The organism is Pseudomonas sp. LB1P83, assembly GCF_054897885.1.
In genome coordinates this window covers 245,537-266,299 of record NZ_CM142709.1, presented here as the reverse complement: position 1 = coordinate 266,299, position 20,763 = coordinate 245,537, and the positions used below count along the sequence as shown (strand labels likewise).

At 50.7% G+C, this 20,763-nt stretch carries 27 protein-coding genes and 1 pseudogene; 13 read left to right on the top strand and 15 right to left on the bottom strand.

Annotated features, from left to right (window positions below):
* Nucleotides 1-98: 98 nt before the first annotated feature.
* Nucleotides 99-308 carry a co-regulatory protein PtrA N-terminal domain-containing protein gene (locus ACYZTY_RS01185; protein ID WP_461956963.1) on the bottom strand — a complete coding sequence of 70 codons (210 nt, stop codon included), beginning with the start codon at nucleotides 306-308 and terminating at the stop codon, nucleotides 99-101.
* 285 nt (nucleotides 309-593) lie between these two features.
* Here ACYZTY_RS01185 and ACYZTY_RS01180 point away from each other — a divergent pair, with 285 nt between their 5' ends.
* From ACYZTY_RS01180 to ACYZTY_RS01155, 6 genes are all read left to right on the top strand, one after another.
* Nucleotides 594-989 carry a hypothetical protein gene (locus ACYZTY_RS01180; protein WP_461956962.1) on the top strand — a complete coding sequence of 132 codons (396 nt, stop codon included), beginning with the start codon at nucleotides 594-596 and terminating at the stop codon, nucleotides 987-989.
* 99 nt (nucleotides 990-1,088) lie between these two features.
* Nucleotides 1,089-1,502: a hypothetical protein gene (locus tag ACYZTY_RS01175; RefSeq protein ID WP_461956961.1), complete on the top strand. Its 414-nt coding sequence runs from the start codon at nucleotides 1,089-1,091 to the stop codon at nucleotides 1,500-1,502.
* 125 nt (nucleotides 1,503-1,627) lie between these two features.
* A complete protein-coding gene (locus ACYZTY_RS01170) occupies nucleotides 1,628-1,879 on the top strand; it encodes a DUF2933 domain-containing protein (RefSeq protein ID WP_461956960.1) in 252 nt (83 codons plus the stop codon).
* Nucleotides 1,880-1,969: 90 nt separating this feature from the next.
* The gene (locus ACYZTY_RS01165; protein WP_461959231.1) at nucleotides 1,970-4,240 is read left to right on the top strand and encodes a heavy metal translocating P-type ATPase; all 2,271 of its coding nucleotides are present in this window, start codon (nucleotides 1,970-1,972) and stop codon (nucleotides 4,238-4,240) included.
* Between the two features lie 114 nt (nucleotides 4,241-4,354).
* A complete protein-coding gene (locus ACYZTY_RS01160) occupies nucleotides 4,355-4,627 on the top strand; it encodes a heavy-metal-associated domain-containing protein (protein ID WP_461956959.1) in 273 nt (90 codons plus the stop codon).
* Nucleotides 4,628-4,778: 151 nt separating this feature from the next.
* Nucleotides 4,779-5,225: a PAS domain-containing protein gene (locus ACYZTY_RS01155; protein WP_172791745.1), complete on the top strand. Its 447-nt coding sequence runs from the start codon at nucleotides 4,779-4,781 to the stop codon at nucleotides 5,223-5,225.
* A 74-nt stretch (nucleotides 5,226-5,299) separates the two neighbouring features.
* Here the strand turns inward: ACYZTY_RS01155 and ACYZTY_RS01150 are convergent.
* The 3 genes and pseudogenes from ACYZTY_RS01150 to ACYZTY_RS01140 form a co-directional block, all read right to left on the bottom strand.
* Nucleotides 5,300-5,526: pseudogene (locus ACYZTY_RS01150) on the bottom strand (integrase core domain-containing protein); the annotation flags it as partial.
* 137 nt (nucleotides 5,527-5,663) lie between these two features.
* Nucleotides 5,664-5,939 carry a DUF2790 domain-containing protein gene (locus tag ACYZTY_RS01145; RefSeq protein WP_172791746.1) on the bottom strand — a complete coding sequence of 92 codons (276 nt, stop codon included), beginning with the start codon at nucleotides 5,937-5,939 and terminating at the stop codon, nucleotides 5,664-5,666.
* Nucleotides 5,940-6,215: 276 nt separating this feature from the next.
* Nucleotides 6,216-6,545, bottom strand: a complete 330-nt coding sequence (locus ACYZTY_RS01140; RefSeq protein WP_172791747.1) for a winged helix-turn-helix transcriptional regulator — start codon at nucleotides 6,543-6,545, stop codon at nucleotides 6,216-6,218.
* 88 nt (nucleotides 6,546-6,633) lie between these two features.
* On the opposite strand from ACYZTY_RS01140, the gene ACYZTY_RS01135 reads away from it, so the two are divergent.
* On the top strand, nucleotides 6,634-7,383 hold the full coding sequence (locus ACYZTY_RS01135) for an SDR family NAD(P)-dependent oxidoreductase (RefSeq protein WP_461956958.1): 750 nt from the start codon (nucleotides 6,634-6,636) through the stop codon (nucleotides 7,381-7,383).
* 276 nt (nucleotides 7,384-7,659) lie between these two features.
* On the opposite strand, the gene ACYZTY_RS01130 is transcribed toward ACYZTY_RS01135, so the two are convergent.
* From ACYZTY_RS01130 to ACYZTY_RS01110, 5 genes are all read right to left on the bottom strand, one after another.
* Nucleotides 7,660-7,881 (bottom strand): Rho-binding antiterminator, encoded by a 222-nt coding sequence (locus ACYZTY_RS01130; RefSeq protein WP_461959230.1) that lies wholly within the window; start codon nucleotides 7,879-7,881, stop codon nucleotides 7,660-7,662.
* A gap of 240 nt (nucleotides 7,882-8,121) precedes the next feature.
* Complete coding sequence (locus ACYZTY_RS01125; protein WP_172791750.1) at nucleotides 8,122-8,658, bottom strand: carboxymuconolactone decarboxylase family protein; 537 nt, start codon at nucleotides 8,656-8,658, stop codon at nucleotides 8,122-8,124.
* Nucleotides 8,659-8,828: 170 nt separating this feature from the next.
* Nucleotides 8,829-9,776 (bottom strand): alpha/beta fold hydrolase, encoded by a 948-nt coding sequence (locus tag ACYZTY_RS01120; protein WP_461956957.1) that lies wholly within the window; start codon nucleotides 9,774-9,776, stop codon nucleotides 8,829-8,831.
* Nucleotides 9,777-9,856: 80 nt separating this feature from the next.
* On the bottom strand, nucleotides 9,857-10,387 hold the full coding sequence (locus ACYZTY_RS01115) for a RidA family protein (RefSeq protein WP_218585106.1): 531 nt from the start codon (nucleotides 10,385-10,387) through the stop codon (nucleotides 9,857-9,859).
* Nucleotides 10,388-10,400: 13 nt separating this feature from the next.
* Complete coding sequence (locus tag ACYZTY_RS01110; protein WP_461956956.1) at nucleotides 10,401-11,426, bottom strand: quinone oxidoreductase family protein; 1,026 nt, start codon at nucleotides 11,424-11,426, stop codon at nucleotides 10,401-10,403.
* Nucleotides 11,427-11,573: 147 nt separating this feature from the next.
* On the opposite strand from ACYZTY_RS01110, the gene ACYZTY_RS01105 reads away from it, so the two are divergent.
* The gene (locus ACYZTY_RS01105; protein ID WP_172791753.1) at nucleotides 11,574-12,512 is read left to right on the top strand and encodes a LysR substrate-binding domain-containing protein; all 939 of its coding nucleotides are present in this window, start codon (nucleotides 11,574-11,576) and stop codon (nucleotides 12,510-12,512) included.
* Nucleotides 12,513-12,895: 383 nt separating this feature from the next.
* On the opposite strand, the gene grxC is transcribed toward ACYZTY_RS01105, so the two are convergent.
* Both grxC and ACYZTY_RS01095 read right to left on the bottom strand, forming a co-directional pair.
* Nucleotides 12,896-13,150: a glutaredoxin 3 gene (gene grxC, locus ACYZTY_RS01100; protein ID WP_461956955.1), complete on the bottom strand. Its 255-nt coding sequence runs from the start codon at nucleotides 13,148-13,150 to the stop codon at nucleotides 12,896-12,898.
* A gap of 24 nt (nucleotides 13,151-13,174) precedes the next feature.
* Nucleotides 13,175-13,693: a carboxymuconolactone decarboxylase family protein gene (locus tag ACYZTY_RS01095; protein ID WP_172791755.1), complete on the bottom strand. Its 519-nt coding sequence runs from the start codon at nucleotides 13,691-13,693 to the stop codon at nucleotides 13,175-13,177.
* Nucleotides 13,694-13,822: 129 nt separating this feature from the next.
* On the opposite strand from ACYZTY_RS01095, the gene ACYZTY_RS01090 reads away from it, so the two are divergent.
* Nucleotides 13,823-14,635, top strand: coding sequence for an AraC family transcriptional regulator (locus ACYZTY_RS01090; RefSeq protein WP_461956954.1), 813 nt, complete (start codon nucleotides 13,823-13,825; stop codon nucleotides 14,633-14,635).
* A 356-nt stretch (nucleotides 14,636-14,991) separates the two neighbouring features.
* Here the strand turns inward: ACYZTY_RS01090 and ACYZTY_RS01085 are convergent, their stop codons facing one another.
* A complete protein-coding gene (locus ACYZTY_RS01085) occupies nucleotides 14,992-15,489 on the bottom strand; it encodes a MarR family winged helix-turn-helix transcriptional regulator (RefSeq protein ID WP_461956953.1) in 498 nt (165 codons plus the stop codon).
* 115 nt (nucleotides 15,490-15,604) lie between these two features.
* Between ACYZTY_RS01085 and ACYZTY_RS01080 the strand changes: the two genes are divergently transcribed.
* The 4 genes from ACYZTY_RS01080 (at nucleotide 15,605) to ACYZTY_RS01065 (ending at nucleotide 19,360) form a co-directional block, all read left to right on the top strand.
* Nucleotides 15,605-16,375, top strand: coding sequence for an alpha/beta fold hydrolase (locus ACYZTY_RS01080; protein ID WP_461956952.1), 771 nt, complete (start codon nucleotides 15,605-15,607; stop codon nucleotides 16,373-16,375).
* Between the two features lie 418 nt (nucleotides 16,376-16,793).
* The gene (locus tag ACYZTY_RS01075) at nucleotides 16,794-17,762 is read left to right on the top strand and encodes a cupin domain-containing protein (protein ID WP_461956951.1); all 969 of its coding nucleotides are present in this window, start codon (nucleotides 16,794-16,796) and stop codon (nucleotides 17,760-17,762) included.
* A 584-nt stretch (nucleotides 17,763-18,346) separates the two neighbouring features.
* A complete protein-coding gene (locus ACYZTY_RS01070) occupies nucleotides 18,347-18,892 on the top strand; it encodes a YkgB family protein (RefSeq protein WP_461956950.1) in 546 nt (181 codons plus the stop codon).
* Nucleotides 18,893-19,093: 201 nt separating this feature from the next.
* The gene (locus tag ACYZTY_RS01065) at nucleotides 19,094-19,360 is read left to right on the top strand and encodes a hypothetical protein (protein ID WP_461956949.1); all 267 of its coding nucleotides are present in this window, start codon (nucleotides 19,094-19,096) and stop codon (nucleotides 19,358-19,360) included.
* Nucleotides 19,361-19,486: 126 nt separating this feature from the next.
* Here the strand turns inward: ACYZTY_RS01065 and ACYZTY_RS01060 are convergent, their stop codons facing one another.
* The 3 genes from ACYZTY_RS01060 to ACYZTY_RS01050 all read right to left on the bottom strand — a co-directional run bounded on the left by ACYZTY_RS01060 (nucleotide 19,487) and on the right by ACYZTY_RS01050 (nucleotide 20,747).
* Nucleotides 19,487-19,771 carry a hypothetical protein gene (locus ACYZTY_RS01060; protein ID WP_461956948.1) on the bottom strand — a complete coding sequence of 95 codons (285 nt, stop codon included), beginning with the start codon at nucleotides 19,769-19,771 and terminating at the stop codon, nucleotides 19,487-19,489.
* A gap of 57 nt (nucleotides 19,772-19,828) precedes the next feature.
* A complete protein-coding gene (locus ACYZTY_RS01055; RefSeq protein WP_461956947.1) occupies nucleotides 19,829-20,212 on the bottom strand; it encodes a hypothetical protein in 384 nt (127 codons plus the stop codon).
* An 88-nt stretch (nucleotides 20,213-20,300) separates the two neighbouring features.
* Nucleotides 20,301-20,747, bottom strand: coding sequence for a hypothetical protein (locus ACYZTY_RS01050; protein ID WP_461956946.1), 447 nt, complete (start codon nucleotides 20,745-20,747; stop codon nucleotides 20,301-20,303).
* Between the last annotated feature and the right edge of the window lie 16 nt (nucleotides 20,748-20,763).

Below are 20,763 nucleotides of genomic sequence, written 5' to 3'. Positions count from 1 at the left end.
CCCGAGGGTTCACGCTTTGGAGAGCTAGTGCGCTTGATACATCGGAAGATGCCATAAGCCAGCAAACGGGGTGATTACATTTCCGTAAGCTGGGCGGCTCAGCATTGATGCTTCTGCTCTTCAGCCGTGGGCTTTTCCTGTGCAATATCCTCTTGCACTTGCGCTTGTGGGACGGGTTTGGTGGTGGCCATTGCCGTCTCGCGAGCTCGTTCCATGCGCTCAACCGCACGGTCGCCGCCACCTTCGGCAAAGGCCAGGGACGATATAGCCAAACTGAGTATAAGAATCACAACGTTGGTTGCTTTCATAGTGCATCTCCTTCAAGGAATTGACTCTCGATGAAACCAGAGAGTTTGAGCGTCAGCTCGATGAGGATGATGAGGGGACGCACCTGTCAGCACGCTTAGCCGGTGATTACACTTTTGACAGCACACGGAGAAACTCAACATCTGAAAGATCGACGGGCGTCATAAAATTTGACCGCACCACAGAACCGACAGCCGGCTGCATAAATTGATGTAGATCAACCGTGGCACTTCAATGTGCTGTATGTTGAAAAATCAACATCCGCTAATCAGTACCGGAGATTCTCCATGTTCTGGTTTCGCCATCGTCAACCAACGTTCCTACGCCTCGCCATCGTGCTGTGGGTGTTAGCGTTTGGTCTGGCAGCGACCCAGGGATGTCTGGCACAGCCCAGCCACAATCCAGCTACAACTCATGTCTCGCTGATCACCGCGCAAGATCACGATAGTCACGACGCCCATGCCCTCGGTTGCCTTAAGCACTGCGCCGATGCGGCAATAGCTGTAAGTCCTTCGCTCCATCTTCAAATATTTGACCTGTTCAGTTGGACGTTTCTGCTCCTTATCCCAGCGTTGCTGATTTTGTATCCCGCCAATCCCTCCGCTTTTGCCTTTCTTGCATTACGGCGCCCTGTACCGGCCAGACCTCCTGCCCGCCTGATTTTCGTCCGTTTCAACGATTAATCCGACCTTCTGCGCGCCGATCTTCGGCGCACTGTCTGACTGCGCCAACCTGGCGCGGCTTGGTATTACCTGAGTTGTCCTGACCCTTTGGAGATTGCCATGCATGCCACATTGAAATTTATCCTCGCCACCCTGCTGGTGAGCAGCCCACTTATCGCCTCGGCAGTCGATGAGCATCACCCGGAGGGGCAGACCGCGCCCGCCAAGACAAGCGAAGCAGCTACGCCGATGCAAAACAATGTCATGACCGAGCAAATGCAAAAAATGCAGGCTGCACACGACAAGGCAGCCGCCGCCAAGACCCCTGCCGAGCGACACGCCGCCATGCAGGAGAGCATGAAGACGATGAAGGACGGCATGGCCATGATGCATAAGAACTGTCATGGCAAGGGCATGGGCATGGGCATGGGCATGGACGGCAACAAAGACGGCATGGAGATGGGAATGATGAACATGATGATGAAAATGATGGATCAGCAATCGAGCATGATGAACATGCCGATGAGCAAGTGACGCGCACAAGCCTGTAGGCAATGCAGCGACGGTTTTACCTTAATCAATATGCCAAGGGTAAAACTGCCGCCCGTTGCACCTTTACGACGTATCACTAAACAGCACTCCCTCAGGAGTACAAAACCATGATGAATTCACCACATTCCGCTAACACCTCTCCAACATTTTGGAGGAGTAAACCCGGTATAGCGCTGGTCATGCTGCTGGTGATCGTGCTGTTCTATCTAGCAAGAGAACACTACGGCCATATGCTGGGCTTACTGCCTTACATGATTTTGCTGTTGTGCCCGCTGATGCATTTTTTCGGGCACCACCACGATGGTCACAATCATCACGGCGAAACCTCAGTCTCAACCAAGGATGCGAACAGGAGTTAGCTCATGCACACCCCTGAGGTTCGTCAAGAGCACGGCCCAATACAGAACTCTGAACCCCAACCCACCGGCTCCCATGACCCGGTATGTGGCATGACCGTCAGTAACGACAGCCAGTTCAGCACGGAATATGAGGGGCAAAACTACCGGTTCTGCAGCCAGAAATGCCAAACGACCTTCAGGGCAGCGCCCGAGCGTTATCGAATATCTCAACTGAAAATCGAACAAATCCCTCAGACAACAGCAGAACCGTTAACGGGTGCCGCTGAATACACATGTCCCATGCATCCGGAAATTCGCCAGATCGGCCCCGGCGTCTGCCCTAAGTGCGGCATGACCTTAGAGCCGGTGATTCCCGAATTGGAGGAAGAAGAGAACTTAGAACTCAAGGACTTCACCCGGCGCTTCTGGTGGACATTGCCACTGACAGTGATCGTAACCGTGCTGGCTATGGGTGGCCATGCCCTGGTGCTGTTCCATGGCACCACGCAAAATTGGGTCGAGCTGGGATTGGCTACACCCGTCGTTCTGTGGGCTGGCTGGCCGTTTTATGTGCGTGGTGTGCGTTCGGTGATTCAGCGAAGTCCGAACATGTGGACGCTAATCGGCCTCGGCACGGCGGCGGCCTTCCTTTACAGCGTCGTGGCCACCCTGACCCCCGATGTATTCCCCAGCACCTTCATGATGGAGGGCCGCATCGGTGTGTACTTCGAAGCGGCGGCTGTGATCATCTCACTGACCCTTCTCGGCCAGATGCTTGAACTCAAGGCTCGCTCGCAAACCTCGGCTGCCATCAAGTCGCTGCTTGGACTGGCACCCAAAACTGCCCGACGGATCAATGCCGATGGCACGGAAGAAGACATCCCTCTGACACACGTACACAGCGGCGACACGTTACGTGTGCGACCGGGCGAAAAAGTGCCTGTCGACGGCCAGGTATTGCAAGGCGAAAGCGCTGTAGATGAGTCGATGCTCACCGGCGAACCGATACCGATCATGAAGAGGGCCGGCGACGCGCTGATCGGCGCCACTCTCAACATCCACGGCAGTCTGGTGATGCAGGCGCAGAAGATAGGGTCGGCGACCCTGCTCGCACAGATTGTGCAGATGGTTGTGCAGGCACAACGCTCAAAAGCGCCGATGCAACGGCTGGCAGACGTGATTGCCAGTTACTTCGTGATCGTTGTGATTGCTATCGCCGCGCTGACTCTACTCGGCTGGGGGCTGTGGGGGCCCGAGCCAAGTTGGGTGTTCGGACTGATCAACGCTGTCGCGGTCATGATCATCGCCTGTCCCTGTGCCCTTGGCCTAGCGACACCGATGTCAGTCATGGTTGCCACCGGCAAGGCTGCTGGCAGCGGCGTATTGTTTCGCGATGCCGCCGCCATCGAAAACCTGCGCAAGATAGACATCTTGATAGTCGACAAAACTGGCACCCTCACTGAAGGTCGACCAGCGTTCCATAGCGTCGAGGCCGTACCCGGATTTACTCAGGATGAAGTGTTGCGCCTGGCCGCAAGTCTCGATCAGGGCAGTGAGCATCCATTGGCCCACGCCATCGTCGAGCAGGCTCGTGCCGCAGGGCTAAAACTGGTGACACCTGAAACCTTCGAGTCAGCCTCAGGTATTGGTGTAAGCGGTCAGGTCGAGGGTCGCCGCCTGATGCTAGGCAATACCGCGTTGATGCAGGAGGCCGGCGTTTCCACAGAGAGCTTGCAAGAACATGCCGAGAAGCTACGCGGCGACGGTACGAGCATCATGTACCTGGCAGTCGATGGCGCGCTGGCGGGTTTGCTGGCTGTTGCCGACCCCATCAAACCCACCACGAAGCTGGCCGTCGAGCGTCTGCAGGCGGATGGCGTCAAGGTCATCATGGCCACTGGCGACGGCCTCACGACTGCTCGCTCGGTAGCTCGCCAGTTGGGCATCGAGGAGGTTCACGGCGAGGTCAAACCGCAAGATAAAGAGCGCTTGGTGGCATCTCTGCAACAAGCCGGACACCGGGTGGCGATGGCCGGCGACGGCATTAATGATGCCCCCGCACTGGCTCGCGCTGATGTAGGTATCGCCATGGGCACTGGCACTGACGTGGCGATGAACAGCGCTCAGGTCACCCTGGTCAAGGGGGATCTGCTCGGTATCCTGCGTGCTCGCAGCCTGTCAGTCGCAACGGTGAGAAATATGCACCAGAACCTGACCTTCGCCTTCCTTTACAACGCCATGGGTATCCCACTGGCTGCCGGCTTGTTCTTTCCACTTACCGGTCACCTTCTGTCACCGCTCATTGCCGCACTGGCCATGAGCGTGAGCTCGGCGTCGGTAGTATTCAACGCCTTGCGTCTGCGCCAGGCTTCCATTGAGTGAGTGAAAACGACCGCTTGACCTTGCCATGGCGGCAAGGTTGAGGATAAGCCAACGCCGCAGAAAAGCCTCATGCGTCAGTCTTTCCATGATCAACTTTGTTGTGAGGAGTCACGAATGAAAACTGTTGAACTGCAAGTCCAAGGCATGAGCTGTGGTTCATGTGTCAAACATGTCACCGAAGCGCTGCGCCCAGTTGAAGGCGTCAGTGACGTAGCGGTGGATTTACAAGCCGGACGGGTGAAGGTCAGCGGCGATTCGGACAACCATGCGCTGCTTGCAGCCCTGCAGGACGCGGGCTATCCAGCACAGCTGGCGACAGTGGAAAGCGTAGCGAGTAAGAAAACCTCGGGCTGTGGCGGGAACGGCGGTGGTTGCTGCTGTCGGTAAGCGTTATTTTTAAACTGGAGACTCGCAGGTACGGGTCTTCGCCCAGTCCAAAAGGGCAAAATCATGAAAAAAACAGGTCGTGATTTTCTCGAAAGCGTTCAGAAGCCCTAAGTTATCCTAGAATGATTTGACATTCACTGGGGCTCTGAAAATGATCGACGCAGAACTGCTGAAACTGGTGGTTGAAGCATCCAACGATGGCATCGTGGTAGCAGAGCAGGAAGGCGACGAAAACATCCTGATCTATGCCAACCCCGCCTTTCAGCGCCTGACGGGGTACAGCGTTGACGACATCCTGTACCAGGACTGCCGCTTCCTGCAGGGTGATGACCGTGACCAAGCCGGCCTTTCAGTTATCCGAGAGGCGATAAAAAACCTTCACCCCTGCCGGCAAATCATTCGCAACTACCGCAAGGACGGGAGTGCCTTCTGGAACGAACTGTCGATTACTCCAGTATTCAACGACACCGATCAACTCACCTACTTCATCGGTATCCAGAAGGACGTCAGCGTCGAGGTTGAGGCTAGCGAGCGAGTGCGCGAACTGGAAGCTGAAGTCGCACTGTTGAAGAGCCAACTGGCTCAATTGCAACGCTAAATCTAAGAGCACTCGGTGAAAGAACAACTTTGAACATAGACTTGCCCCTACAAAAACCGGACACCAACTGCCAGTTAAATTGATGCTATCGCTAAGCGCCTGAACTCCCTCAGTGAACAATATTTCAAGGCGCTGTGCGGATGCTGCTCGTTGTAATGTTCGAAGGTGATAGCCAGGTATCGCAGCGCCGTTTCTCGATCTGGCGTGAGTATATGCGCAAGTAGTCACGCGTGATTGTCTTCACGAAGCTCTCGGCCTTGCAGTTGCTGCGTGCTGTGGTGGTCTCCCGTCGCAGGCTGATCTCTCGAGCATGCATCATCTCCTCCTGGCAGCCGACCGATCAAGCGCATCAACCACCAATCGCCTAATGAGAGCAACAGAAAATATCAACACATCTCCTTACAGAACTCTGTTAAAACTGGACTCGCTACAATTAAATCAGCTTCCAATAAAGCAATTATCTGAGTGCAACTGGTAAGTAATGGCGTGTTGAAGTCCTGCATAATCAAGGTAAGTCATCTTGGATTGTATTATTTCGCAATGATTGGTGTGAGGTTTTTCAATTGAAAGCACCTTGGCGACATCTAAGCTCATGCCATAAGCGTAAGGAATCGCTGGTACAAGCTCGGGATCCGTAGACGCTGATGCAAAGGACGCCGTCAATCCGGACAGAGAAATGGAAAGCAAGAGGCCAACTATCGATAAACGTTTCATAACCTTTCTCCAAGACCAGCGCGAATTGCGTTGGGTATGGAGCTATCTTCGTTTGTCTCGACGATTCTGAGCATACCGAATTTCTCAATAATTGTGCAGATCGTCTAAATCGCCCGCGACGGATAAAGGTTTTCTGGCGACATGTTGGCTCACCATTTCAAATTGTTGGATTTCCGATTAAAAACTAAGACGGTATGCAGTCTGCGCTTGATTTCAGAACCATTGGTACCCGTTTGCATAGGCACTTATTAACTATTTCGATCATGGCTATAGTTTTTAAATAGCTGGAAAATTACTTTCAACATGACGCCTATTTTCATTTCCCCAATCACACAGTGGCATGAGAGCTTGAGCAAGCGTCCTGCCAAACTCAGTTATCGAATAAACAACGCGAGGTGGTACTTCTTGATAATCACGTCGTACAATAATTCCGTCGTCCGTTAGCCCTCTCAATTGTTGGATCAATACCTTTTCGCTGATGCCTGCCACAAGCCTTTTCAGTTCACCAAAGCGGCGCGAGTCGGCACTTAGGTAAAAAAGAATCAGCGGCTTCCATTTGCCGCCAACCACCCGCAACGCTACATCCAGCCCACAAATATTTTCCATCACAGCACCATACTTACCTTTTAGTAGGTACTACCTTAATTGAAATCAATCCTTCAAAGTAGTCCTTCTTTTGATTGAGGTTTCCGAAATGGGCAAGCTTGAAGGAAAAATCGCGGTGGTCACAGGTGCAAACAGTGGTATCGGCCTAGCCACCGCGAAGCGATTCGCAGAAGAAGGCGCACGAGTGTTTATGACTGGCCGGCGCCAGAAGGAGCTTGATCTAGCGGTTTTAGCGGTTGGACAAAACGCTCGGGGAATCCAAGGTGACGTGTCCAAATTAGAAGATCTCGATAGACTGTTCGAGACAATCAAAAAGGAAGCCGGTGCAATCGACGTGTTGTTCGCGAATGCCGGCGGTGGAACGTTTGCAGCCTTAGCGGACATTACTGAGGAACATTTCGAAAGCATTTTCGCCACCAACGTCAAAGGAACACTGTTCACAGTCCAAAAGGCGCTTCCCCTACTGAAAAATGGATCATCGATAATTCTGACAGGATCGACGGGCGCTACGACAGGTATACCGGCATTCAGCGTCTATTGCGCAAGCAAAGCGGCAATACGTAACTTCGCAAGGGGTTGGATTCTCGACCTTGCCCCTCGAAAAATCCGCGTGAACGTTCTGGTTCCAGGCGCAACTTCAACTCCTGGATGGCATGATCTAGCCCCGAATTTAGAGACTAATCAGGAAATGATTCGGTTCGTGGAGTCGAGCACGCCACTGGGCCGTTTGGCGAACCCTGAGGAGTGCGCAAGCGCAGCCTTGTTCCTAGCCTCCGATGAGAGCAGCTTCGTTAATGGAAGTGAATTGTTCGTGGATGGGGGCTCAGCGCAGATCTAAAGGAAAACAACGGCGCTGAGAAAAGAAGGTCATCGTGAAAAACCTTAACACGATGACTTTCCATAAGTTTTGATTGGGCGTCTTTGAGTTTCAATCGTCGAATTTTTGGCAAAAAAAAGCTCGCAATGCGAGCCGAATCAAAACAAGGAGCCCTACTAACATGCCGTTTCAATTGTGAAATTTTTGTGAAATGGTGTATTGGCGGATCAAAAAAGGCGGTAAATTGTGCTTGGGTTTCCAAAGCGGCGACCCTTATGCTAATTCGTTAATTTCTGATCAAATGGTACAGGAATTATTGGTAAACTCTTTTCGCAGATAACCGGAGTTTTCTTCTAGTATAGTAATTGCCAAAATCATATCCAGCCTAACCTCTTGTATTCGGCCCGGCGACTCCAATTGAAGATACTCCTCCTTGGATGTTGATATCTTCGTAGTTAAGGCTCTCGCTTTCAGACATTCACCGTCGAGCAATTCTACTTTAAGTTCGTAATTTCGCATGCAGACAATCTCAATAAAATCGTAGAGACTACAATCCAGCGGTTGGTATTTCATATTGATGACCTTTTTCCTTCGAGTGCTGCAAGCCAACGACCAGCGATAAAATTTGAAATCGCGAGAAGCGCTAGATCTTTTCGCAAAAATTGCCCAGGTGCAACAGTTTCTTATCGTAGGCCCGCACCGAGCCAGAGCTAATACCAACATCAGTGCCGCATGTAAATATGCGGCACTGACGGATACTCAGCTAACAGCTGGAAAATCAAGTGGCGTATCGTTTACTCGGTTGATCAGGTTAGTGAATGTAATGCTGGTGACGGCGAGCAAGATATCCATAATCTGCTGATCACTGTACCCTGCATGCTTAACGGTATTAACAGTATCGGCAGAGATGGTTCCCGAAGTGCTCACCAGCGTTCTAGCGAACTTGGACAAAGCATCAAATTTTATGTTTCCAGAAGATGTGCTATGGCGAGCCGCCAGTATCTCATCGTTCTTAAGGCCGGCACCTTTCCCGATGACAGTGTGTGCAGCAAGGCAATAGTCACAGCCAGAAGTCTGGCTGACGGCAAGCTTGATGACCTCGATTTCCTTGACGCTCAAACTGCCCTTATGTAGGGCGCCGTCAAGTGCAAGTGCAGCTTCCAAAGCTAAGGGACTATTGGTGCCAGCAACCAAAAAAGCGTTCGGTACAGCACCAAATGCACGTTTGATAGAAGCAAATACTTCTGCGGTGTGGCCAGTTGCTTCGTCGACGCTAACAACATTTAAGCGGTTCATAGTAATACCTTTTTTTTTGCATGGGAGAACACGGCAGCGCCTTCGTAATGAGTGCTGGATTCTGCTTTCGTGTTCATATTTACGCCTTAGTATAGGCGATCTCTAATGCTGGCTATAAAACCAGCATTGGTGGATTTAGGGTGATGGAAAAACTAATAGTATCGCGACGATTACTTCAAATTCTGTCCGAGAAATTTAAGCATTTTCTCAGCGATGACATCTCCATGAGTTTCAATCGCGAAATGCCCGGTGTCGAGAAGTACGATTTCAGCATTTGGAATGTCGCGTTTAAATGCCTCGGCGCCAGCGGGCAAGAAGAATGGGTCGTTTTTACCCCAGATTGCTAACACAGGAGGTTGCTTAGATTTAAAGTATTTATGTAATTCAGCGTACTGCTTAATGTTTTCGCCATAATTCATAATCAAATCAAGTTGAATGTCAACGCCTAAGCGCTCTACAGCGGCTTGTGCCAAGAAATAACTTTCGGGCGGTATAAGAGCTGGATCCTTGACTCCTTGGGTGTACTGCCATTTAGTCATTTCCAGCGTATTCAACTTGCGCAACGCTTCGCGATTTTCAATGGAGGGATCTGCCCAAGCTTTACGCATATCAGCCCAACCAGGACTAAGCCCCTCCTCGTAGGCGTTTCCATTTTGAGTGATAATAGCTGTAATTTTCTCAGGGTTTTTTACCGCCAGACGCCAGCCTACAGGCGCACCGTAGTCGAACACATACATTGCATATTTATCTAAAGCTTTAGCCTCGGTGAATTTTTGTATTGTTACTGCTAGATTATCGAAGTTGTAGACAAACTTCCTTTCCGGATTGACCGTTGTTAAGCCAAATCCTGGCAAATCCGGTGCGACAACGTAGTATTTTTTAGCCAATTTCGGAATTAGATCGCGAAACATATGAGATGATGCGCCAAAGCCGTGCAGCAACAGAATCGCAGGGGCGCTCTTGTCACCCGCTTCGCGATAAAAGACTTCTACTCCGTCGATATTTATACTTAGGTGATGAGTTTGGTTAGCAGCAGGGTTCGCCGAGGTGACGCTTGAAAGCAAACCTAAAGCAGCCACCAATCCGGCAAACAACACAGTTTTCACATTGAGTTTCATAAATTTCTCTCGCCTCATAAAGTTAAGCACTCTATAAATACAGATTGACTCATTTATTAATAGAGGCCAGGCAGCGGCCTTCAATAAACTTCTGAGTATTCGCCTGTAACTGCAAAGGTTACTGCAAGTTCCACAGAAGCCCCAAGGGGCAACTGTGTTACAGAAAATGCCGTTCTGCTATGGCGACCTAGAGACTCGCCAAAAACCGATACAAACAGCTCTGACGCTCCATCCAACACATGTGGCTGCGCAATGAAACCCGGCGCACTCGCAACATAACCTTCCACTCGGAGTAAACCGCCAAACCGTTGAAACCCGCCTAAGGCCGTTTCGATTTGCGAAATGACATTGAGTGCTGCCGCCCTAGCAGCGGCATAGCCATCAGCTTCACTTAAATGGAAGCCAACCGCACCTGGGTGCAAAAGTTTGCCGCCTACCAAAGGAAACTGGCCAGAGACAGCCCCAATGCCATTGCGAATCACGACCGCACGATAGGAACCTACCGGCTTAGGGGCCTGAGGTAACGTAATGCCTAGCAAGCGTAGTCTTTCGGCAATCTCGTTGGCATTGCGCGCGTCTGACGATAATTCCAATGACATAGGCGTCTTCATAGGCTGCTCCAGATTAAGGCTTCAAGACAAGATTGCCCGACACACGACCTTCAGCAAGTAATTCATGAGCACGAGATGCTTCAGAAAGCGGAATCACTTGATCCAGTACCGGGCGCACCGCGCCTTTCTTAATCAAGTCCAATCCGAAGCTTAAGTCATCCAAATCCCCCATAAGCGTCCCAAGCAGCCGGCGCTGACTGAAGAAGAAGCTTCGAATATCAAGATTCAGCTCAGACCCCGCGACGAAGCCCAGGGTAACCACTGTGCCAGTAGGACGCGTGGCTTCAATACTGCGCGCCAGAATCTCACCGCCGAGGTTATCGATAGTCACATCGATACCTTTACCCCCTGTCCATTCACGAGTCACTGCAACAAAGTCTTCAAGCTTACTGTTGACGACCAGATCGGCACCGAGCTTACGTGCGACTTCAGCTTTCTCATCGCTACTAACTGTCGTTACGACCCTGGCACCAAGCGCCTTGGCAATTTGGATGCTCATCGAGCCAGTGCCCGAACCGCCCGCTTGAACCAAAACGGTGTCTCCTGCTTTCACTGCGCCAACGACTTTCACAGCTCGTACTGCGGTCACCACAACCATTGGCAGCGTGGCGAGCTCCTCAGGTGAAAGTCCGGTATCGTCGCGCAGCAACCAATGTGCTGGCACCTCCATGTATTCAGCGTAAGCGCCCCAACTCATGATGCCTGCAATGGCATAGCTGGGAGCTGCGCTCATTGGGGAGAAGGCATAGTCAGCGACATCTAGCGGGTAACCTGGCATTGGAACAACACGCTCGCCCAGAACGAAGTCAGTCACACCGGCACCCAGCTCAACGACTTCACCAACCGCATCTGATCCCAGAACGTGGGGAAGAGCGAGATCACGTGTTATGGCACCTTCACGCAGGTAGAGTTCAAGGCGGTTTATGCCCGCAGCTAGTACCCGGATGACCACGTGTCCCGGACGCGCGCTAGGCGTAGCGACATCCTCGTAGCGCAAAACACTTGGAGCACCAAACTCACGAAAAATAGACGCTTTCATAAACACTCCGTTAATAAGAAACAGTTACAACAATTAGAGAGATCATGTCGGCGGTCATCCATCTCACTTACCCGCGTGGCATGGCTACAATTATGTTAGCTAATGAATCAGCCGAATATTGGGATTTTCTTGCCGGGGTAATAAGCTGTGCTTAACGAAGAAGCTCGCCGAATCGCCATCTATTTGAATGCTCTCCGAGCATTCGAGGCAGCAGCAAGGCTGCAAACGTTTTCCGCTGCTGCGGAGGAACTCCACGTGACCCCTCCTGCGATCAGTCAGCTAATAAAAACGCTAGAGGATTACGTAGGACGCTCACTATTTGAACGATCTCGGAGTGGCGTGACATTAACGCCGGAGGCCGCTGCTATTTATCCCCAAATTCGTGACGGCTTTGCGCTTCTAGCAGGGGGACTGCACCGTTTGCGAGCAGCCCTACCGGTTAACGTCGTAACGCTATCGGTGACACCTGCTTTTGCTAGCAAATGGCTTCTCACCCGCATTTCAGGCTTCAGTGCTCGCTATCCACAATGGGATATTCGATTGCACACCACTGACCGTCTTGTCGATTTTCGCAGTGAGGGCGTAGACATCGGAGTTCGCTTTGGTATCGGTCGTTATCCCGATTTGACCGCAGAGCGAATGATGGGAGAGTACGTATTCCCGGTTTGCAGTCAAAAGCTGTTAGATAAGCTAGGAAAAACCTCATTGAGTCTCGACGACATTGCCTCTTTGACCCTGATACATGATGCAACCATAAGCTTTGACTCAAATTTCCCAACGTGGTCTTCCTGGCTGTCATCACGAGGCTACAGCCGCAACCAAGGCTTACGAGGCATGCACGTAAATGCGTCGGCTTTGGCTATCCAGGCTGCGGTAGAAGGGCAAGGCGTCGCGCTAGCACGCAGCCAGCTGGTAAAAGAAGATTTGGCTTCAGGGCGATTAGTGCGTCCTTTTGAGGGATACGAAACCTCTCACTCATCCTATTTTGTAGTGTATCCCCATCATGCAACCTTACAACCCCAAGTGAAAGCAGTGCGTGATTGGCTAATGGCGGAAGCGGAGGTAGAGCAAATACTACATCTCTGATTTTTAAAGTGTGGGTTCAGGCATTATCTAAAAAATGGAAAGCATTCTACCAATGAAGTTGGCTATCCATTGAGATATGCATTTTTACTCGGGAATGGAGAGATGATTCCCTACGCAAAAAAGACAATGACAATGGCCTGCCTTTTCCAATTCCCGAAGCAGGCGATGTAAGGTTATTTAAGGTTGCTATAGCGGTGGCGGTCAAAATCCCACAAATAACAACTGCCCGGAAACAGACAAAAAACTGTAGCAATTGCATAGCACTCTTCATGACGGACTATGACACTTCCGATTGGATGTTCCAGGAGTGGCGAATAATTGGCTTTAATTAAGTTAAGTTATAGTCTTGGTCAGCTCAAGATGTCTGACCAAGCCCATATTTTTCACAATCCTAGCAGTGCGTCAAGACGACCAGTACGTTCGAGCGCAGCCATATCATCGAAGCCACCGATGTGGCGCCCACCTATAAAGATTTGCGGCACACTGCGCCGTCCACTTTTTGCGACCATTTCGCGCAACCGCTCTGGGCTTGCTTCAACATTGATTTCTTTTGCCTTTATGCCCTTGCCTGCTAGCAACGCTTTCGCGTTACGGCAATATGGGCAAACACTGGTGGTATACATAGTCACGTTGTTCATTTTCACTTCTCCAGATTTAAAATATTAGTCTTCGATGGCAGGCCAATCGATGTCAGTAGCCGCGACGTTGTTGAGGTAGTTCGTAAAGGTAAGCAGCGCGACCTGTGCAATGATCTCTACGATTTGGGCATCGTTTAGTCCCGCCTGACGGGCCTCCGAGAGTTGTACGTCCGTAACCTGCCCACGGCTTTCGGTAACATGGAGAGCAAAACGTGCGAACTCGTTAAGTTGACCATGGCGAGCATCCCGAATTTCCGATGCAGACAAGCCGGCCTTCTGAGCGAACAACGAATGCGCCGCCAAGCAATAATCGCATCCGTTTACTTGAGACGCGGCGAGCGCTACTGCTTCCCGCTGGCTCGCGCTGAGCGAGCTTTTACCCATTGCCTGATTGAATTGCATGAAGCCGTTTAGCGCGGCTGGTGAGTGGGCAAGTGTCCTAAAAGTGTTTGGCAAAAAACCCAAGCCCTTCTGAACGCTTTCCAATGTCGGGCGAATGTTTTCAGATGCGTTTTCGATTAAAAGTGCGGGTATGCGGGACATAATTTTTCTCAAAAGCCCAGGCGCAAAATGCGCTAGGTACAACGCCATATTGGAGAAAAAATAGATTTTCTTGGATGCAAATCGTCGATAATATGATGCAGATCGTCCAAGCTTGATAAAGGTGAATCCATGGATCGCTTGTCAACGTTGCTGTCCCAATTCGGCGTGCGCGCAAACCTATTCCATAGCGGGCGGGTTTGTGGAGTGGCGTCATTTGATGGCGTCGAGCAGCGCGGTCACATTCACTTGCTGCAGGCCGGTGATCTTACGTTCAGCGGGCCCAACGAGCGTGGTTTGCTTATCACTAAGCCAAGCCTTATTTTCTCGCCGCGCCCTAGCAGACATAAGCTAATAGCCAACGAGGCAGAAGGGGCGCAACTTCTTTGTGCATCGTTGGAGTTTGCGGGTGGTATCGATAATCCGTTAGCTGCGTCCCTACCGGACTTGCTGGTACTCACACTAGATGAAATGCCGATGCTAGCCGATACGCTGACATGGTTATTCGCGGAGGCTGAAGGTGCGCATTGCGGTAGGGAAGCAATGCTGGATCGCTTGTTTGAATTACTAATTATCCAACTGTTGCGATACCTCCTTGACCATCAGGAACTTAGCACCGGTATGATGGCAGGACTAGCCGATTTGCGCCTCGCGCGCTCGCTGGTGCAGATGCACAATGCACCGCAGCGGAGTTGGTCAGTTGCCGATTTAGCAAACGAGTCAAACATGTCACGAGCTAGCTATGCTGCGCACTTTCGTGACGTGGTAGGTAAGACACCCGCCGAGTATCTTTTGAGTTGGCGCATTAGTTTGGCCCAGAAGCGACTGCGTGAAGGCCGGCCAATTACGTTGATTGCTGACGAAGTGGGTTATGAAAGTCCTTCAGCCCTTGCGCGCGCTTTCCGGCGCAAGACAGGATTAAGTCCTAGAGAGTGGATGAAGTGACGCGACACCGAAACAGAGCTTTGTGCACAGCGTTTCACGAGTCGACGGGGTAACTGATGGATAAGGTGGCGACTCCGAGAGGGAACGCTTGCGGGTTGTATCTGTGAAAACGCAACCTTGAAAATCTATCGCTATTGAATTGAGTTTAAGATTTACCACCCAAAGCCGTCGCTTTCAGGCACCTTGGTACTGTAAACCAAGAAAAAAACCTCAATTTCAAACTGAGTGCAATAGAAGTTCTTATTGACTCTATAGGGGTTATCCGTAGAGTCTATAACGCAAGGGAAATTAATAACCGCAGGCAGATAGAATCTGCCGCACCTCAGTGCGGCCTAAGTCTAGTCTCTGCTGGATCGTTATTTGTTAACTATTCGATCTCTTAAGTTTGATAACAGCTTTTGAAGTTTCACGATATCTGTTGGTGGTAACCCAAGAGCAGCATCGATACAAGCCGGAACCTCAAGAGCACGAGCTTTGAGCGCTCTCCCCTTATCCGTCAAACTAATGATTACTTGACGTTCATCTCGTAGATCGCGTGTACGACCTATAAAGCCTGCAGCTTCTAGGCGCTTAATCAGGGGGGTTAAGGTGCTGGAATCCAGAAACAACGCGTGGCCTAAGTTCTTCACAATTTGATGATCCTTAGCCCAAAGCGCAACCATCAGAAGATACTGGGGATACGTCAACCCCACAGAATCTAAAAGTGGACGATAAAGCTGCGTAAAAGCGTGTCCAGCGGAATAGATAGAGAAACAGAGGAATTCGCTCAATGGGGCGAAATCCTCGGCTTCTGCTTGCGGCGCCTTACTCAAAGGAATGCCCTCCAAGAAATCGAGATAAATTATTACGTGCACGATTCAATCGCAAGCTATTGACAGTTTTTTTTTGCTCAAGCATGATAGTACCTGTGCGATTAATTTGCGCGCAAACATATTTTGTGACCGTCAAACCACTCGAAAGGCATTCAGAATGATCAAGATTTTTGCAAGCTTGGCTCTCACCAGTGCGTTCATGTACAGCGCTTTAGCAGGGGCTACAGACGTGAAACCCACCGTGGTGCTCGTACACGGCGCATTCGCCGACTCATCCAGTTGGAATGGGGTGGCAAAAATTCTCAAGGAGGATGGTTATACCGTAGTGTCGGCAGCAAACCCTCTGCGCAGCGTCAAAAGTGACGCGCAATACGTTGGAACACTCATCAATGGAATCAAAACCCCCGTGGTGTTGGTTGGGCACTCCTACGGAGGGCCAGTGATCAGTCAAGCAGCATTTGGCAATCCAAAAGTAAAAAGTCTCGTGTATGTGGCCGCTTTCGCGCCAGAAGCTGGCGAGTCTGCTGCCCAGCTGTCGGGGCGCTTTCCAGGTGGAACCTTGGGCTCTGCGTTGGCTGAGCCAGTAGAACTCCCTGGCGGCGGTAAGGAACTTTACATTCAGCAAGACAAATTTCATGACCAATTTGCCGCAGATTTGCCCGCAGGTGAGGCACAGTTAATGGCAATAGCTCAGCGTCCTGTTACCGTTGAGGCTTTAAATGAAGCTGCGGCGGAGCCTGCCTGGAAAACTAAACCCTCATGGTTTGTATATGGCGACAAGGATAAAAACATTCCCGCCCAGGCGCTCGCATTTATGGCTGAGCGCGCTCATTCGAAGCAAACTGTTGTGGTGAAGGGTGCATCCCATGTGGTGATGATCTCCAACCCTAAAGCTGTGGCAGACTTGATTGAAAAGGCCGCACAGTAAGCGAAAAATGGCTGCCAAAAGGATAGGGCAGCCGATACAAACCGAGAATTTGCTCGAATTTTCTAAATTCAATCGTTCTGTGAAGCGTGTTTCTGAACTTAGTCAGCGATGCTATACAGTAAGATGATTCTCATCGTTCGCTAAACGTATCATTTAGGTATCGAAGGGCTTCGGCCCCATAACCTGGAAGCCTATCGCAGCTGGTATTTCGCCCCCGCCATCAGCCTTACGATGACCAGCCTACTTCCGTAGCGGGTGTTTGTAGCGATAACGAAAAATGAGCGCTGTCGATTAAACCCAGATACTGCCGAACTTTGCCCCTTTCGGGAATCTTCCGATCTTACGCCTCCAGATATGATATTGCAGGGCCCAATACTGCGAAGTATAGTGCTCAAAAGTATCATAATTGGACTTCCACATGACTACACCAATACGGCAACAGGATTGGCTCAGTCAACTCTTGGACATGATGACTGTTAAAGGCCGGTTGGAGATCCGGTGCTCATACGGAGCCCCATGGCAGGTGGCGCATGAAGATTCAGAACCTGGCGAAATGCCTTACCACATTATATTGCGTGGGTCAGCTTTTCTTGAAACTCCTGGCATGGGAGCGCCACGACTACTGCAGGCAGGCGACGTGGTGCTTCTTCTTCATGGATCCCAACACCGTCTTCATGACGGGAGTGGAATCACGCCTTTACCGGCAAGTACGCGTGATGAACTGAATTTTTCGGTTAGCGCGAACGCAGGCACTGGTGAACGTTTGGACATGCTATGTGGTCGTTTTGTCATCACGCCACCTCATGACCGCTTCATTCGCGATTACTTGCCAGGGCGCCTCATTGTCAGCACCTCAAATGCAGATCAACCATTAAATACAGAGACCGCCGCCCAGTTGACCAATCTGGTTGCCCTGATGAGAGGAGAATCTAGTGCCCCAAGTCTTGGGGGTAAAGCAATGCTCAACGCCTTATCCGCAGCTTTGTTTACCCTGACGCTCAGATTGGCCAGCGAGTCTAACGATACTCCCATCGGCTTATTGGCAATGGCTGGCCATCCCCGGCTTGCTCCTGCACTTACCGCTATTTTCAATGACCCAGCTCATCCTTGGACGTTGCCTGAACTAGCTGAACTCTGCAACATGTCCCGAGCAACCCTAATTCGCCAATTTCAAGTAAAGGTCGGTAAATCGGCAAATGCAATTTTGACTGATGTAAGAATGACCATGGCTGCAAATGAACTTGCTTCCACGACCGTGTCGACAGAGGTCGTTGCAGATAAGGTCGGTTATCAATCTGTCGCTGCATTCCGACGAGCATTCACTCAACGCATGGGTATGACGCCGGGTGACTTGCGAAGATCGAGCCACGTAGAAAATCAGTCATGATTTGATTCTCGCCTCGCGCTGTAATTGGCCATTTTGCTATAGGTTTATATGTAATATCAGGCGAATTGGCTGGTAAGCGTCATAATCTAAGTGATCCGAGAATATGCTAGTGTTTCAGGCAAAGCTCTAAAAGTGAGGCGCAATTGGATCAATCGCTATATCCAGGTGCATCCGGACAACACTCCACGACCTAGCCACCAATCAATACAATTGGATTCGATTGGCCTGAGCAGCACTCTGATTGATGACGAACTCCGATCTTGCACAGATTCGCTGTTGATACCTACCAGCATCGATATTACCTCAGCTCGCTGCTGTGTAGGGCGTGAATGCGATTCTGCTGGAGAGATCAAGGAGCCGGCTTAACAATCCGTTCAATAGAGACCTAAGCCTTACATTTGATACTTTTAGGCATGTCATCGAGACGTTTCGACCTTATTGATATTACTCCTGGCGCATATAGTGGGGTCACTTACGAAAAGCCATCACTGATGGAAGGAGTTTCCAATGTTACGCATCCAAATCCAAGCCATTCAAATCGGCACCAATGCCTCAGAACTCGCGGCTAAAAATTGGAGAAAGTCATGAATTATCTCGTTAACATACTGGGACGTTCAGGTCTTCTGAAGCGCGATTTGGACTACCACCTTCTCCGCGCGGCCATGGTGATCATTTTTGTGTGGTTCGGATACGACAAATGGTTTGAGGCTGAAATCAGAGACTTAATTCCATTAATCAGTAACGGCCCATTAATCTCTTGGACGCTTCCAGTCTTGGGTGTTCGAGGCACAAGCTTTCTTTTGGGTGCTTCAGAATGGACTTTTGGTTTGTTACTGCTGCTGGGATTTTGGAATAAAAAGTTAGGGGTGCTAGGGGCTCTTGGATCTTGCGCTACCTTCATTGGTACCCTCACGATCTTGCCATTCGCTCCTGGCGCCTGGCATCCCGAGGCTGGAGGATTTCCAGCCATGACAATTGTTTCGGCCTTCCTTTTGAAGGATCTCGTTTTGCTGGTTGTCTCTGTCTACCTACTTAAGCAAGACGTAGCCAGAGTGATCGATGCTCGGGCTCTGCCGATTACAGAAAATCCGAACAAGTCCTCAAATGTGCTGAAAGCAGGCAGGTCATAGCAGGGTTAAATCACCGAGAACGCCTCGGAGCCGGCACGCTGCGATACTAAACCGACTCAAGACTCAAAGTTGCTCAATCTTCAACCTGAGTTTTGAGCGAGGCTCAAGCGCAGGGCAGATCATCGTGTTGGCTCAGGAACGGCAAAGGACATCAAGGAAGAGCTGTTTTCGCAGATATTAGAACGGCTCAACGAGCTATTTGTGACTGATCAGCTGACTGAGAAAGACATGGTGACTTACGCTTACACCATCCGCGACAAGGTTAGTGAAAATCAGCTGGTCACGCAGCAGCTGGAGAACAATACCGCTGAGCAAGCCCTGCTGGGTAACTTTGCCAACGCGGTAGATGACGCAATTATGGACAGTGGCGATACTCACCAGAATCAGATGATGCAGTTGCTATCTGATCCGGCTAAAGCAAGTAAATCTGCGAAGGTGGTTTTTGATTTGCTTAACTTGACGGCGTAATGATTGGCTGAAGCATCGACAGCACCTGGGCCACTTAAAGTCAGTGGCGCTGGGCTCGACAGGCTCTCACTGCTTTAGTGCCTTGGCCGCCGCGATGCCACCGGGGGTGAGCCCCCCCGAATCCACTTAGACTTCAGAAGTCTTCCTTCTCTTCCCGGATGTCGACCTCGCCCATAGCCCCCAAATAGATCTTCCGACAGGCAGCTCGGTGATGAATCCGCTTTCGAAAAGCATCCTGGGGATATCCCCAAACAAGCTCGACACTTCCCATTTCTCTGTGAGCGGCTTCATTGCCTCTGCAACGAATGAATCGAGGTCGAAGTACTGCGTAGCGACAAATGGCCCGGCGCGGTCGTACCCTTCGAAAATGCCCGAGGCTATGCAGATGATTTCGCCACCCTTGACGATCATGACACCACCTTGGAATTATTCAGGAGGCTTCACCTATGGCGAAGAAAAAAACGACCATCACTGCAGCACGTGAGGGGTCAAATGATGGTGCTTCCGTGAAAGACGCAGGTACTCACGGAGGCTAGAGCGTCCGTTCTCTCTCTGAAAAGTTGCGATCACATATCGAGAGTTCACCGTCGTCAGCACCCAAAATCGTCCCTCGCGTTCAGCCTTAATAACGTCTGAAGTTCGGATTAAATGACCATCGCCGAACCGACCGTACTGGTCTTCGCGTTTGTGACCAAAAACTACGCCTATACCAGCGCACGCCCTGATCGACACTCCACAGAGGTAGGCGGTGACTGGCTCGTCAAACCCTTGCTCCCGAGCTTTGATGATTCGTCTAAGATCGAAATCCGTATGGCGCTTTACGTGAAAACTTACCTCAATCGTATTCAGCATAATTGCGTTCCTTTGAGCGCACGTATGGAGAGCAGGAATTCGACACGGAATCATCCACGCTGATTCTGTGACGAAAACCTGATGGATTTCAGGCTGCGCGGATCATGCCCACTTGAAAAATCGGGCTGAGATTGGTCAGCAAGTTGCTTTGAAACGCAGGGTTGTGGGAGCTGTGATATGTGGAGCCCGTCTCTACTTCTACTAGACACACCACACACTCGTTCTCATCCTCACCAAGTGTCACCTTGGTCAGAGTTTCCATGCGCCAACCTTTTGTGCCATTCATGTGGGCCGGCGTGACAACCTGAACGTCGGTGACGATGGTCTCGGCGTCTTGGGCAATCAAGATTTGTTGTAGCCGATTTTCGCTATCGACCATCAACGCCGCTTCGGTGATTCTGTCTTGGTGCTTTGCTTGGACGGTCACGTGATACCAGTGGGTGCGTAGCACTCTGGATACCTTCTGCCAATGGCATTGGCCTTCGCCGAACATACCAGGGAGGCCAATCATCTCGTTGTCATGGGTTCTAAACATTTTGTGTCTCTGAAGC

Coding starts and splice junctions, on each gene's coding strand:
- ACYZTY_RS01185 (WP_461956963.1), bottom strand. CDS start 308: ATGAAAGCAACCAACGTTGTGATTCTTATACTCAGTTTGGCTATATCG.
- ACYZTY_RS01180 (WP_461956962.1), top strand. CDS start 594: ATGTTCTGGTTTCGCCATCGTCAACCAACGTTCCTACGCCTCGCCATC.
- ACYZTY_RS01175 (WP_461956961.1), top strand. CDS start 1,089: ATGCATGCCACATTGAAATTTATCCTCGCCACCCTGCTGGTGAGCAGC.
- ACYZTY_RS01170 (WP_461956960.1), top strand. CDS start 1,628: ATGATGAATTCACCACATTCCGCTAACACCTCTCCAACATTTTGGAGG.
- ACYZTY_RS01165 (WP_461959231.1), top strand. CDS start 1,970: ATGACCGTCAGTAACGACAGCCAGTTCAGCACGGAATATGAGGGGCAA.
- ACYZTY_RS01160 (WP_461956959.1), top strand. CDS start 4,355: ATGAAAACTGTTGAACTGCAAGTCCAAGGCATGAGCTGTGGTTCATGT.
- ACYZTY_RS01155 (WP_172791745.1), top strand. CDS start 4,779: ATGATCGACGCAGAACTGCTGAAACTGGTGGTTGAAGCATCCAACGAT.
- ACYZTY_RS01145 (WP_172791746.1), bottom strand. CDS start 5,939: ATGAAACGTTTATCGATAGTTGGCCTCTTGCTTTCCATTTCTCTGTCC.
- ACYZTY_RS01140 (WP_172791747.1), bottom strand. CDS start 6,545: ATGGAAAATATTTGTGGGCTGGATGTAGCGTTGCGGGTGGTTGGCGGC.
- ACYZTY_RS01135 (WP_461956958.1), top strand. CDS start 6,634: ATGGGCAAGCTTGAAGGAAAAATCGCGGTGGTCACAGGTGCAAACAGT.
- ACYZTY_RS01130 (WP_461959230.1), bottom strand. CDS start 7,881: ATGCGAAATTACGAACTTAAAGTAGAATTGCTCGACGGTGAATGTCTG.
- ACYZTY_RS01125 (WP_172791750.1), bottom strand. CDS start 8,658: ATGAACCGCTTAAATGTTGTTAGCGTCGACGAAGCAACTGGCCACACC.
- ACYZTY_RS01120 (WP_461956957.1), bottom strand. CDS start 9,776: ATGAAACTCAATGTGAAAACTGTGTTGTTTGCCGGATTGGTGGCTGCT.
- ACYZTY_RS01115 (WP_218585106.1), bottom strand. CDS start 10,387: ATGAAGACGCCTATGTCATTGGAATTATCGTCAGACGCGCGCAATGCC.
- ACYZTY_RS01110 (WP_461956956.1), bottom strand. CDS start 11,426: ATGAAAGCGTCTATTTTTCGTGAGTTTGGTGCTCCAAGTGTTTTGCGC.
- grxC (WP_461956955.1), bottom strand. CDS start 13,150: ATGAACAACGTGACTATGTATACCACCAGTGTTTGCCCATATTGCCGT.
- ACYZTY_RS01095 (WP_172791755.1), bottom strand. CDS start 13,693: ATGTCCCGCATACCCGCACTTTTAATCGAAAACGCATCTGAAAACATT.
- ACYZTY_RS01090 (WP_461956954.1), top strand. CDS start 13,823: ATGGATCGCTTGTCAACGTTGCTGTCCCAATTCGGCGTGCGCGCAAAC.
- ACYZTY_RS01080 (WP_461956952.1), top strand. CDS start 15,605: ATGATCAAGATTTTTGCAAGCTTGGCTCTCACCAGTGCGTTCATGTAC.
- ACYZTY_RS01075 (WP_461956951.1), top strand. CDS start 16,794: ATGACTACACCAATACGGCAACAGGATTGGCTCAGTCAACTCTTGGAC.
- ACYZTY_RS01070 (WP_461956950.1), top strand. CDS start 18,347: ATGAATTATCTCGTTAACATACTGGGACGTTCAGGTCTTCTGAAGCGC.
- ACYZTY_RS01060 (WP_461956948.1), bottom strand. CDS start 19,771: ATGATCGTCAAGGGTGGCGAAATCATCTGCATAGCCTCGGGCATTTTC.
- ACYZTY_RS01055 (WP_461956947.1), bottom strand. CDS start 20,212: ATGCTGAATACGATTGAGGTAAGTTTTCACGTAAAGCGCCATACGGAT.
- ACYZTY_RS01050 (WP_461956946.1), bottom strand. CDS start 20,747: ATGTTTAGAACCCATGACAACGAGATGATTGGCCTCCCTGGTATGTTC.